9 protein-coding genes are annotated in these 11,791 nt (G+C 74.1%); 6 read left to right on the top strand and 3 right to left on the bottom strand.

Going from position 1 to position 11,791, the window contains the following annotated elements; translation table 11 throughout:
• Positions 1–174 precede the first annotated feature (174 nt).
• On the top strand, positions 175–912 hold the full coding sequence (locus AB0M67_RS19835; protein ID WP_365747099.1) for a hemolysin III family protein: 738 nt from the start codon (positions 175–177) through the stop codon (positions 910–912).
• A gap of 76 nt (positions 913–988) precedes the next feature.
• Positions 989–1,612 (top strand): TetR family transcriptional regulator, encoded by a 624-nt coding sequence (locus AB0M67_RS19830; protein ID WP_365747097.1) that lies wholly within the window; start codon positions 989–991, stop codon positions 1,610–1,612.
• 30 nt (positions 1,613–1,642) lie between these two features.
• Here AB0M67_RS19830 and AB0M67_RS19825 read toward each other — a convergent pair whose 3' ends face one another.
• Positions 1,643–2,440, bottom strand: a complete 798-nt coding sequence (locus AB0M67_RS19825) for a hypothetical protein (protein ID WP_365747095.1) — start codon at positions 2,438–2,440, stop codon at positions 1,643–1,645.
• Positions 2,441–2,566: 126 nt separating this feature from the next.
• Between AB0M67_RS19825 and AB0M67_RS19820 the strand changes: the two genes are divergently transcribed.
• Genes AB0M67_RS19820 through AB0M67_RS19805 form a run of 4 tightly spaced genes read left to right on the top strand, consistent with a single transcriptional unit; the run spans position 2,567 to position 8,401 of the window.
• Complete coding sequence (locus tag AB0M67_RS19820; RefSeq protein ID WP_365747093.1) at positions 2,567–4,162, top strand: hypothetical protein; 1,596 nt, start codon at positions 2,567–2,569, stop codon at positions 4,160–4,162.
• Entirely contained in the window at positions 4,162–5,352 is a 1,191-nt protein-coding gene (locus tag AB0M67_RS19815) for a hypothetical protein (protein ID WP_365747091.1), read from the top strand. Before AB0M67_RS19820 ends, AB0M67_RS19815 begins: the two co-directional genes overlap by 1 nt.
• Positions 5,352–7,139 carry a tetratricopeptide repeat protein gene (locus tag AB0M67_RS19810; RefSeq protein WP_365747089.1) on the top strand — a complete coding sequence of 596 codons (1,788 nt, stop codon included), beginning with the start codon at positions 5,352–5,354 and terminating at the stop codon, positions 7,137–7,139. The genes AB0M67_RS19815 and AB0M67_RS19810 overlap by 1 nt, the downstream gene beginning before the upstream one ends.
• The gene (locus AB0M67_RS19805) at positions 7,133–8,401 is read left to right on the top strand and encodes a CHAT domain-containing protein (protein WP_365747087.1); all 1,269 of its coding nucleotides are present in this window, start codon (positions 7,133–7,135) and stop codon (positions 8,399–8,401) included. Before AB0M67_RS19810 ends, AB0M67_RS19805 begins: the two co-directional genes overlap by 7 nt.
• Positions 8,402–8,486: 85 nt before the next feature.
• Here AB0M67_RS19805 and AB0M67_RS19800 read toward each other — a convergent pair whose 3' ends face one another.
• Together AB0M67_RS19800 and AB0M67_RS19795 are read right to left on the bottom strand one after the other, a co-directional pair.
• Entirely contained in the window at positions 8,487–9,887 is a 1,401-nt protein-coding gene (locus tag AB0M67_RS19800) for an aldehyde dehydrogenase family protein (protein WP_365747085.1), read from the bottom strand.
• A gap of 11 nt (positions 9,888–9,898) precedes the next feature.
• The gene (locus AB0M67_RS19795; protein WP_365747083.1) at positions 9,899–11,659 is read right to left on the bottom strand and encodes an asparagine synthase-related protein; all 1,761 of its coding nucleotides are present in this window, start codon (positions 11,657–11,659) and stop codon (positions 9,899–9,901) included.
• Positions 11,660–11,791: the final 132 nt, after the last annotated feature.

Here is an 11,791-nt window from a genome sequence, read left to right as displayed (position 1 = left end):
GTGCCGACCGCACTCATTTGATCATCCGACTCATTCGCCCATATGTCCAGAGGGCCTCACACGTGAGCATCGCCACTCGCGCGGCACGCTCACGTCATCTCGACGGCACATACATGGCACCCGGTATCTTCTGTACCGGGTCGTAACTTACGGCTCCGTAGGTAGCATGAAGTCATGACTAACGCCGCTCCCGATCCGCTCGACGACCTCTCGAACCTCTCGCGGACAGACCCCCCGCGTTCGGACGAGGGGCAGGTCGAGATCCAGCCGCCGAGCCCGGTCAAACCGAAGCTGCGCGGCTGGCTGCACGCGGGCATGTTCCCCGCCGTGCTGATCGCGGGGGTGGCCCTGATCGTCCTGACCGGCTCGACCCGGGCGCGGATCGCGTGCGGAATCTACGTACTCACAGCGTGCCTGCTCTTCGGCGTCAGCGCGATATATCACCGCGGTAACTGGGGACCGCGCGGCGAGGCCGTCCTGCGCCGGCTCGATCACGCCAATATCTTCCTGATCATCGCGGGCACCTACACCCCGCTGACCATGCTGCTGCTGCCCGACTCGACCGGCCGGACCCTGCTCTGGGCCGTGTGGGCCGCCGCCGCGGCGGGCATCGCCTTCCGGGTCTTCTGGGTCGGCGCGCCGCGCTGGCTCTACACCCCGTGCTATATCGCGATGGGCTGGGCCGCCGTCTTCTTCCTGCCCGACTTCATGCGCGCCGGCGGGATCGCCGTACTCGTGCTCGTGATCGTCGGCGGGCTGCTCTACAGCGCGGGCGGCGTGATCTACGGGCTCAAGCGCCCCAACCCGTCACCGCGCTGGTTCGGCTTCCACGAGGTGTTCCACTCCTTCACCCTCGCCGCGTTCGTCACACACTTCGTCGGTATCTCGCTCGTGGCCTACCAGCACTCCTGACGTACCCGGCCCCGGTTCGCACATGGTCCCGGTCCGCACATGGTCCGGGTGCCGGTGGATGCCCGACAATAAGAGGATGGCCGCCACCTCCCACACCCCCCTCACGGCGCAGCAGCCCCAGCTCGGTCTGCGTGCCCGCAAGAAGCTCAAGACCAGGTCCGCGATCCGCAGGGCCGCCTTCGGGCTGATCGCGGACCAGGGGTACGAGGCGACGACCATCGAGCAGATCGCGGAGGCGTCGGAGGTCTCCCCTTCCACCGTCTTCCGCTACTTCCCGACCAAGGAGGACATCGTCCTCACCGACGAGTACGACCCGGTCATGGCGTCCGTACTGCGTTCCCGGCCGGCCGGTGAACCCCCGCTCGAATCGGTCCGCTTCCTCTTCGACCAGACTCTTCAGTCCATACTGACCAACGAGTACGACGAGGCGATACAGCGTACGAGGCTGATGGTCGAAGTCCCCGCCGTCCGCGCCCGGGTGACCGAGACCATGTCGGTGTCGGCGAAGCTGCTCGGCGACGTACTCGCGGAGCGCACCGGCCGCGCCCCCGACGACCTGGAGCTGCGGATCTTTGTCGCGGCCATGCTGAGCGTGGTGCGCGAGGTGACTCTCTACTGGGGCGAGCGCGGCAACCAGGACGATCTGCTCGTCCTGGTCCACCGCGCCCTGGATACCGTCGCCGAGGGTCTGCGCCTCTGAGCCCCCGGCTGCCGAACTCCCCCGGCGCGTTCAGGCGTTGGCCTGGAGGGTGAGGACGAGCGCGGACTCGTTCTGCGGCAGGTAGTGCACCGTCACGACGCGCCCCACCTGGACCTGCCCCACGGCGCGCGGCGGGAGGAACTTCGCCACCTCGGTGGTGAAGGTGGAGCCGTCGGGCCGGGTGACCGCCAGCCCGACCAGGACCTTGGGGTTGCCGTCGCGGATCTCACCCGGGACCTCCAGGGTGCGCACCACCGCCTGGGCCACCACCCCGCGCTCCGCGATCTCCAGACTCTCCCGGGTGGTCACGCCCCGCCGGATCATCGCCTCGTTCATGGCGCCCTGGGCCTTGCCGAGATCGCCGGAACGGTCCAGCTCCACCCGGTCGGTACGGCCCGGCAGATAGCGCACCGGCAGCATCGTGCCCGGCTTGAGCAGGGCCAGGTCCGTCATCGGCACGACCGCCCTGGCGTACGAGGCGAACCGGGCGCCGTCCGCGCCCTCCACCATCAGATCGATCCGCAGCTCGGGCTGGTCGTTGAGCGACATCCCGGTGGGCCGGGTCGCGGTGACGGTCCCCACGCCCACCTGGCCGTCACGGAACGCCGCGCTGTTGCGGCCCGAGAGCGTCGTCATCACGCTGTCGCCGGTGAAGGCGAACACGACGGGGACCACGGTCAGCGCGATGATCGGCGCGATCATCTGCGGACCGACCCAGGCGAGGAACTCCATGCCCTCGTCGGTCCGTTGGCCGAGGCCGTGCCGGACGTAGTAGCCGAGCGAGCCGAGGAGGAACAGCAGGGCCGCGATCCGGATGAGCTTCTTCATCGTCCGTCCTTCCCGAAAGGGGCCGTTGCCGCTGCCGACCGGCCGATATCCGGGACGGTAGGAGCCGTCCGGGACCTACCGATCCCAGGTTTGGCACGGCCTCGGCCTCCCTCTTAGCCTGGCGTCATGCGGACAGACGCGGGGGCGGCCACAGACGCGGGGACGGCCGGCGGTACGGGTACGGCCGGCGGTACGGCTACGGGCGCGGACGCGGGCGCCGGGGTGCCCCACGCGCGCGGACCCCGGGGCGCCGTCCGCCCCCGGGCGATGGTCCTGGACGAGGTGTGGCGCGAGCTGGACGGCGTCGGTCCGCTGAGCGGGCCCCAGGGCGGCCCGCTCAGCCGTACGGTGAAGCTCCTCCTCGATCCGCTGGTGATCCGCCCCGTCCTCCATCCGCAGTGCGCGGGCCCGTTGGTGACGGCCGAGGGCGCGGCGCTGCTGGCCGCGCTGATACGCGCTTCGGCCGACGCGCTGCGCGCCACGGCCGCCTGGTTCACGCTGCTCAAGCAGGTGCGCCGGGGACTGCGGATCACCGAGGGCAACCCTCAGGACCTGTACTTCCAGCTCTGTTTCGAACTGGCCGCCACCCAGGGCCCGCCCGCCCCCGCGACCGGCGGCCGGACCGCCGAGGAGGCGCTGCGCGAGACGCACGGCTCGGCCCAGGGGCGTACGACGCGGGCGCTCAGGGAGTATCTGACCGACCCGGCGCACACCGGCGCGCTGACCTCGGCGCTCGATACGGCGTGGGCGGCCAGGGCCCTTGAACCCGCGCCCGGCGTACGCCCCGACGAGGGGCGGGAGGGCGGCACCCCGGCGGTCGTGCGGACCGTACTCGACGCGTGTCCCGTCGGGCGGGCGGCGGCCGGCACGCGGGACACCGGTACGCGGGACACCGGTACGCGGGACACCGGTACGCGTGATCCCGGCGGCCGGCGGTCCGGCGGGGCCGGCGGGGCGGCGTTGGCGCGGCTGGTCGAGGACCTCGTGGGTACGGCGGCGGGCCGGACCCTGTGGGACGCGCGGCCGGAGCCCGCGCCACGGGCCAGGGAACTGGGTCTGACCAGACACCCCGTGCCGGTCAGACCCGGACTCGGCGGCGGCTCGGCCTCCACGTCCGCCCTGGGGCTGCCGTTCGACCGCACGGTCCACGAGCGGGTCTTCACCGTTCTCCAGACCTCGCACGACCGCGCGGGGCTCGCGCCCGTACCCGAGTTGGTCCGCCGGGAGATCGGCCGCAGCTGCGCCCCCTGGGCACTGACCGACGAGTCGCTGCGGGTCGCCGCCACTGTGGGGGTCCAACTCGCCCTGGGACTACGCCCGTTGGGCGGGGAGCCCGGAACGGGCGGCGAGACCGGCGCGCACCGGGCGATCAACAGCCGCTGGCGCCGGGAGGCGTATGTCCTCCAGGCCCGGCGGCTCGCCGTGGACCTCGGCAGCGACACCGCCGAACCAGCCCAACCCGCCGCTGCCGCAGACGTCGCCGATGTCGCGGAGCCGCTGGCGCGGATCGCGCGGGAGCTGCGTACCCCATGGCGGGCGTATCTGCGGCGGCTGTGGGCACGGCTGCACGGACGCGATGTACGCGACGCCCCGATGACCGGCGTCGAGGAGCTGTGGAATGTGCTCGACGGGGTGGCCCGTTCAGTGATCCTTGACCACCGCGACCGGGTCAGACACGCCCTCAGCGCCCGGCCCGCCGCCGCCCCCGAGGGGAGGGCCTGATGACCGCCGTCGTACGGATCGGACACGCCGAGGGCGGGCTGCTGCGCGTCATCGCACCGCCGCCCGGTGCCACAGGCGCCGCGCCGAGCGTGCTGGATCCCGCGCCTGCGGTCGACGTGGCCGTGCTTGAGGTGGCGGGCGGGCTGCTGACCTGGAGCGTGCTCGCGCTGGACGCCCCGCCCGTAGCGGTACTCGACGATGTCGATCAGGCCCAGGGGTGGGTCTGGGCCGTGTACGGCGAACAGACCGCACTCGCCCTGGCCGCCGACACGGTCACGGAGCCGGAGCCGGCGCATGAGCCGGTCGACGTGCCGGTGCTGCCCGCCCTGCCCGGGCTCGGGGTGAGCGCCCGCCAACTGGCCTTCGCGCACTGGGCGGCGCGGTGGTGGCCCGCCTCGGTGATCGATGACATCCCGGCGCTGGACGAGCGACAGCTCGGCCGGGAGATCGGCGAGCTGACCGAGGAGTGCGACCTGCTCTTCGCCGGCGAGGAGACCGCCGACTCGCGCCCGGCGGGCGCCCCGGACGCCGAGTCCCCCGCCGACGGCTCCCCCGCCGTCGAGGAACCGCCGCGCGCGACCGATTACGCGCTCGCCGCCGGTCCATCGGCCAGGGCGGCCCGTTCGGCGGACGGGCTCACGCTGGCGCGCGGCACGGGCGGTTCCGACTGGCGCCGCTACCCGCCGGGGCTGGTCGACGCCTCCGAACGCGCCGTCTCCTGGGAGGTCGTACGGGCCGCCGCGCGCACCACGGTCTCCGTCACCGTCGTGGCCGCGCCCGGACCGGTCGCCGTCTCGGGCGCGTTGACGCCGCGCGCGACCGTCAACGGCGCGGCCGATCCGCTCGATCTCGCGCTGCGGCGGGTGGACGACACCTGGCTGGGGGACGCCCCGTTCGACCCCGCCAGGACCGGGGGCCCGGCCCCTGGCGGCGCGAGTCTGGCCGTCGACATCTACCTCCCGGGGTTCGGTACGCCCCGGACGCGCGCCCACGACGGCGAGGCGGCGGCCGAGGTCCGGGCCCGGGTGCGGGCGCTCGTCCGATCGCGGCTCGCCAGGGCCAGGGAGGGGGACGGGGACGGGGCCAGGGACGGAAACAGGGACAGGGATAGGGGCAGGGACGGGGACGGCGGCCCCGGTCCGCTGCTGCGTACCGAGATCGCGGCGGCGACCGCCGAGACGGACTTCTGATGACGACCGCCGAACCCGCCCCCGGCCCGGCCCCCGACGAGGCGGACGGACCCGACGACGCACAGCTCGACCGGATCGCCGCCCTCGTCGACGCGGGCAACGACGCCTTCCTCCAGGGCGAGTTCCGTACCGCCCACGCCCTGTTCGACCAGGCAGTCGAGGCGGCGGCGCCGTTCGACCAGGCCCTCTACGTCCGTACGAGCGCCCTGGTCAACCGGGCGAGCGCGGCCGACCGGCTGGGCGATCACCCGGCGGCCGTCGCCACGTACCGCGAGGCGCTCGGCCTCTGCGACCGGCTGGCGAAAGCCGCCACCGGCAGCCCGGAGGGCACGGCGGTGAGCGTGGTACTCCGGGCGGGCGTACTGGTCAATCTCGCCCAGGCCCATCAGAACACCGGGGACTTCGACGCGGCGCACACCTCGCTGGAGCGGGCCCGCGCGCTTCTCGTGCCCCGGGACGACGGCACCGACGGCACCGACGGCACCGACGGCAACGCGACGGCCTTCCGGCTGGAGGCGGACACCGCCGAACTGCTCGTCGGCTGTCTGGTCTCGCTCACCGCCCTGACCATCCAGCGCGAGCAGTGGGCCAGGGCGCACGAGCTGGCGACCGAGTCCCTGGAGGTGGTCACGCGGCATCACCCCCACCTCTCCGGGCGACCGCTGCTGAATCTGGCCACGATCCACGAGGCCACCGGACGGCCCGACCTCGCCGAGGACTTCGCGCACCAGGCGGTGGCCGCGTTCCTGGCGTCGGACACTCCGGCCGGGGTCGCCGAGGCGCGGCAGAGTCTGGCCCAGACGTATCTGCGCTCCGGCCGCCTCGACGAGGCGGAGGAACTGCTCACGGCGGGCCAGGAGTACGTCGAACGGACCGGCATGGGCGCCCAGAGCGCCCTCGGCCTCGATCTGCTCGGGCTGCTGGCCGTGCTGCGCGGGGACCCGGTCCGGGCGAACGAGCTGTACGAACAGAGCGTGGCGCGGTTCGAGGAGTCCGGGGCGGTGGTCTCCGCCGCCGAGGTACGCGTACGGCTGGCGGCCGGCCTGCACGCCGAGGGCCGCTACGAGGAGAGCGAGGCGCACATCCGGACCGCCCTGTCCGTGTTCGCGGCGGGCGGGCTCGGACTGCGCTGCGCCCAGGCGGACTTCTTCCACGCCACGCTCCTGGAGGACCGGTGGGCCAACGGGTCGGGCACACCCCCCGACCCCGCCCTGCTCGGCCGGGCCGTCGGCCTGGCCGTACCGGCGGCGCTCGCCATCGACGCGGTGCGGTTCACCCTGGCCGGCGGCGGGCAGCGGGAGCGGTGGCATCGCGAGTTCGCCGCGCCCGCCATGCGACTGGCGTTCCGGCTCGCCACCAGGGCCGGCGCCGCCGAGCTGGTGAGCGAGCTGATCGAGTCGCAGTGCGCCGGAACCCCACTGATGGACAACTCAGCCGACTCAGCCGACTCAAACGACTCAGACAGCTCAGACGGCCCACCGGACGCGGGCGCGGGCGCAGCCTACGGGGGCGCGAGCGGCCGATCGCTCGCGCCCCCGCGGTTCCTCGGCCCCTCGGCCTTCCCCGAGCAGTCGGCACCCGGCGGGCAGCGGCCCGGCCCCATGGACACCTTCCGGCTCGGCACCGCCCTCGCCGGGGTCGCGGCGAGCGCCGGTCTGCGGGTCTCACCGCCGCCCCGGCTGGCGCTGAACCCGACGGGACCGGTGGCGCTCGATCCGTACATCAGTCACGCCGAGACCCGCTACGGCGGCCGGATCCGGGAACGCCGGGTGGTACCGACATGGTGAGTACACGCCCCCTCCCGGACCGCCCGACGGCCCTCGTACGGATGGCGGACGCCGGGGATCTCTATATCTCCTGGCGATGGACCCACGAGCTGTCCGCGACGGGCGTCGGGCGGGTACCGGCCGCCCAACTCGCCTCGGCACTGGCCGCGTTGGCGGACGCCCTGCCGGGCGAGGCGCTGGGGCCCGCGCTGACGACCGGCGCCCTCGCCTCGTACGGGAGCGAACTCGCCCTCGCCGAGACGCTGTCGCGCACCCTCCTGCCGTACGGACTGGCCAAGCAGCTCTACGAGCTCTACCAGCGCGGGATACGGCCGCATCTGCGTATCCAGCCGTCGCCGCGCGTGGCGCAGGTCCCCTGGGAGCTGCTGGCGCCCGACCCTGGGGTGCGGCTGGTGGAGATCGCCGACATCAGCCTGCTGGCGCCGGTGAGCATCGTGCACGCCCCGGCCCGCCCGGCCAGACCCTGGGCGGCCACCCGGCGGCTGCCCGTCGTGGGTGTCCTCGATCCGCGGGTGCCGGGGTTCCGCGCGGACTCCGCCCTGGGCTCGGTGCTGGGGCGGATACGGGCGGACGCGCCGGTCGCGCGGATGGTCGGCCGGTACGCGGCCGAGGGCCGCTGGTGGCCCGCCGTGGACGATCCGGTCGAGGCGTTCCGCCGTACCGACCTGGACCGGGACCGGCTCGGCGCCGCCCTGCGCGCCGGGGCCTCACGGCTGCTGTACGTCGGCCATGTGACCGCCGCGCCGCCCGCCTCGGGGCAGAGCGAGACCGCACAGCTGCATCTGGCCTGTACGGCGGAGACGACCGGCTTCGCCGATCCCGTACGGTCCCATCGCCCGCTGTCCGCCAAGGACTTGCTGCTGGGGACCATGGGACTCGCGGAGGGCCCCGAGCCGGGCGGGACCCGCTGGCCGATCCCCAGCCGGGTCGCGCTCATCGCCTGCGAGAGCGGCGGCGATCTGCGCTTCGCCGAGGCGCTCGGGCTGGCCACCGCGATGATCCACGGCGGCGCCGAGACCGTCACCGCCGGCCGCTGGACGCTCCCCACCGATCTGGCCTTCCACCGCCTCGCGGACGCCGATCCGTCGACGCGCCCGCTCCAGGACGCGGTCCGCGCGATCGACGCCGCGCACGAGCGGGAGGACGCGGTCCTCGCCCATGGTGACTGGCAGCGGGAGCGGCTGGCCGCGTGGCGGGAGCTGCGTACGGTCGAGCACTCCCCCGTCCTGTGGGGCGCGTTCGCCACGATCAGTACGGTCTGACGGCCGACGGGACGACGACGTCCCCCTCGGCTCCCCCGCTCCCGCCGGGCGGCCGGCCGCTCCCCCGGCCCCCTCAGCGGCCCCCTCAGCGGAAGCGGGGCGTGAGCGTCAGACGCGCCGTGATGGTCTTCGGGCGCTGGTACTCGTGCAGGGCCAGCGTGCTGAGGTCCGTGCCGTGGCCCGACGAACCCCGGCCGCCGTGCGGCAGCTCCGGCGTCTGGACGAGATGGCAGTTGAGCCATGCCTCGCCCGCGTTCAGCCGGGCCGCGAGGTCCAGGCCCGCCGCCACGTCCCGGGTCCATACGCTGGCGGCCAGCGCCTGCGGCACCTCGTTCGCCAGCGCGACGGCCTCCTCCACGCTGTCCGCCGCCTGCACGGTCAGCAGCGGACCGAACACCTCGTCCAGCACCGCCGGATCGTCGTCCGGCAGATCCGCGAGCACACACGTGGGCCGCCAGAAGCCGTCCTCCTCGCCGGGGCCGGGCGCGCTCTCGCCCGTCGCCATCACCACCGCCGTCGAGGAGGCCACGAACAGGTCGTAACGCCCCATCTGGTCCGGGTTGTTGAGCGGACCGAAGTCCCGGCCCGCCCGGCGTTCCGACATCGCGTCGGCGAGCAGGGACACGGCCGACTCGTAGTTCTCGCGGAGCGTGATCACCCGCGCCGGGACGGCGCAGCTCTGGCCCGCGTTGTACGTGGTCGCGAGCGCCAGCTCCGACCAGGTGTCCTCGGGGGCGTCCGGCAGGACGACGACCGGGCTGTTGCCGCCCAGCTCCAGGCTGACGCGCCGGGTGCCCGCGCGCGCCGCCACATCGGCCCCGGCCTCCGCGCTCCCGGTGAAGGCGACCATGTCGACCGCGCTCGCCACGAGCAGCCGTCCGGTCTCCCGGTCGCCCGGCAGGGTCTGGAGGACCGCCTCGCCCAGTGCCTCCCCGGCGTGCTCGGCGAGCAGCAGCAGCGAGTCGGGGGTGGTCTCGGCGGGCTTGACGACGACGGTGTTCCCGGCGGCGAGCGCGGGCGCGCAGCGCCAGGTGGCCATCATCAGCGGGTAGTTCCAGGGGACGACGACCCCGGCCACGCCGAGCGGCTCCCAGCGGACCCAGCTCTCGTGCCCGGCGACAAAGCCTCCGGCGGCCGGGGCGGGCTGGGTGCGTGCCGCCCAGGCGTAGAAGCGGAAGAGGTCCGCCGCGTTCGCCACCTCGCCGGCCGCCTCGTGCGCCGGTTTGCCGGTGCCCGCGCGCTCCCGGGCGACGTACTCGTCGGCGTGCTCCTCGATCAGCCCGGCGAGCCGGTCGAGCGCCCGGGACCGCTCCCTCGGGGTGCGTGCCCGCCAGCCGTCGAAGGCGCGGCGGGCCGCGCCGACCGCGGCGGTGACTTGCGGGCCGCGGGCGACGGGCGAGCTGCCCCGTGTCCGGCCGGTACGGGGGTCGATGAGCGACACGGTGTGCGGCTCGGTGTGCGGCTCGGTGTGCGGCTCGGTGTTCAAGGGGGCCTCCATCAGTTGACGTCGTAGGCGCGCAGCCACAGTTCGAGGGTGAGCACGAGCCACAGCTTGCCGCCCTGCCTGGGCAGCAGCGTGCCCTCCCCCCGCATCCACGAGCGCACCGTGTCCGGCCGGAACAGCCCCCGGGCGCGCGCCTCGCGGCCCAGCAGCAGATCGCCCGCCAGCTCCCGCAGCGGCCCGCCGAGCCACTGCTGCACCGGCACCCGCATACCGCTCTTCGGCCGGTCCACGACCGTGTCGGGCAGCAGGTCCCGTACGGCCTCCTTCAGCACCCACTTCTCGACCGCCCCGTTCAGCTTCCACCGGGGCGGCGTGGCGAAGGCGTGGTCCACCACCCGGCGGTCGAACAGCGGGGCGCGGCCCTCGATCCCCTGGGACGCGGTGAGCCGTTCGACCTTGGTGAGGATGTGATGGGCGCCCTTGGTCCGCAGATTGCAGTGCAGCAGCTGGTTGAGCAGGTGGTCCATCCTGCCGTCCCGGGCCGCGGGCCGCAGATACGGGGCGACGAACCGCTCCGGCCCGGGCGCGGCGGCGAGGGCGTCCAGCGCGTCGGCGGTGAGCAGCTCGGGCAGATCGGTGAAGCATTTGCGGTACGAGCGCAGATACGCCTGCTCGCGCGCGTCCTCGGCGTCGCCGCCCGCCACCTCGCCGCGGTGCATCTCGTACACCAGCATGGGCAGGTTCTTCGGCCCGCCGAACACCGGGTCGCCGCCCTCGCCGTTGAGCACGACGCGGTGCCCGTCGCCCGCCACGGCCTCGGCGAGCATCAGATTGGGCACGGTCAGCGGATCGCCCACCGGGCTGTCGAGCAGCGCGGCGGCCTCCGCGAGCCGCGCGGCCACGGCGTCGCCGGACACGGTGAGCACCTGGTGGCGGGTGTGGCAGTGCTGGGCGACCAGGCCCGAGTAGCCCAGCTCATTGGGGAGTTCGTCGCCGAAGCTGATGGAGTACGTGTGCACGGGATGGGCGTGCAGCTTGGCGGCGAGCGCGGTCACCAGCGAGCTGTCGACCCCGCCGGAGAGCAGCACGCCCACGGCCTCCGCCGCGGGCAGCCGGCACGCCGTGGCCTCCTCCAGCAGCTCGCGCAGGCGCAGCGCGTAGCTCTCTGCGGGCGCGCCGTCGTCCTCGATCAGCTCCCGGGGCTCCCAGTAGTGCTCTTCCGTGACGGTCCCGCCGGCCGTGAGCCGCAGACAGCGCCCGGGGAGCACTTCGCGCACGCCGCGCAGCAGCGTCTCCTCGCCGGGGAGGTAGGCGAAGGTCAGGAAGGAGCGTACGGCGGCCAGTTCGAGACCGGTGCCGAGCGCGGGCCAGCGGCGCAGGGCGCGCAGCGAGGTGGACGCGGCCCAGCAGTCGTCGGCGCGGGCGTAGAACAGCGTGCGGGCGCCCATATGGTCGCGGATCAGGACCAGTTCCGCGTCGTCGTGCACGGCGAGCGCGAACATGCCTTCCGCCGCCCGGATCCCGGCCGCGCCGAGCCGTACCCAGCAGCGCAGCAGCAGCTCACCGTCCGGGCAGCCGGGCGGCGCGTGGTCACCGGCGCCCGCGAGCGCGGCGATCAGTTCGCGCCGGTTGTGGAGGGTGACCTCGCCGACGGCGGTACGGCCGTACGCGGTGAACGGGCCGGTGGCATGGCCCGGTTCGTCCTGGATCAGCGCCGCGCCCGGCGCGCCGGCGCCCACGGCGGCGCCCATCGCCGCGAGATGTCCCGCCGCTCGTTCGGGTGTCGCCGCCAGGCAGGCACAGAAGCGTGCCACGGTCGCCCCTCCTCTCGATTCCGCTCGATTCCGCCCGATTCCGCTCGATGCGCGCGTTTCCGCGGCTCGTCCGACCGACCGGCCGTCCGTCCGTCCGTCCGGCGGTCCGTCCGGCACCCCGCCCGTCCCGCG

This window comes from Streptomyces sp. NPDC051662 (assembly GCF_040681655.1).
GTDB lineage: Bacteria > Actinomycetota > Actinomycetes > Streptomycetales > Streptomycetaceae > Streptomyces.
The sequence above is the reverse complement of the archived record's forward strand: the minus strand, read 5'-3'. Positions and strand labels throughout refer to the sequence as shown.

Coding starts and splice junctions, on each gene's coding strand:
- AB0M67_RS19835 (WP_365747099.1), top strand. CDS start 175: ATGACTAACGCCGCTCCCGATCCGCTCGACGACCTCTCGAACCTCTCG.
- AB0M67_RS19820 (WP_365747093.1), top strand. CDS start 2,567: ATGCGGACAGACGCGGGGGCGGCCACAGACGCGGGGACGGCCGGCGGT.
- AB0M67_RS19825 (WP_365747095.1), bottom strand. CDS start 2,440: ATGAAGAAGCTCATCCGGATCGCGGCCCTGCTGTTCCTCCTCGGCTCG.
- AB0M67_RS19815 (WP_365747091.1), top strand. CDS start 4,162: ATGACCGCCGTCGTACGGATCGGACACGCCGAGGGCGGGCTGCTGCGC.
- AB0M67_RS19810 (WP_365747089.1), top strand. CDS start 5,352: ATGACGACCGCCGAACCCGCCCCCGGCCCGGCCCCCGACGAGGCGGAC.
- AB0M67_RS19830 (WP_365747097.1), top strand. CDS start 989: ATGGCCGCCACCTCCCACACCCCCCTCACGGCGCAGCAGCCCCAGCTC.
- AB0M67_RS19805 (WP_365747087.1), top strand. CDS start 7,133: ATGGTGAGTACACGCCCCCTCCCGGACCGCCCGACGGCCCTCGTACGG.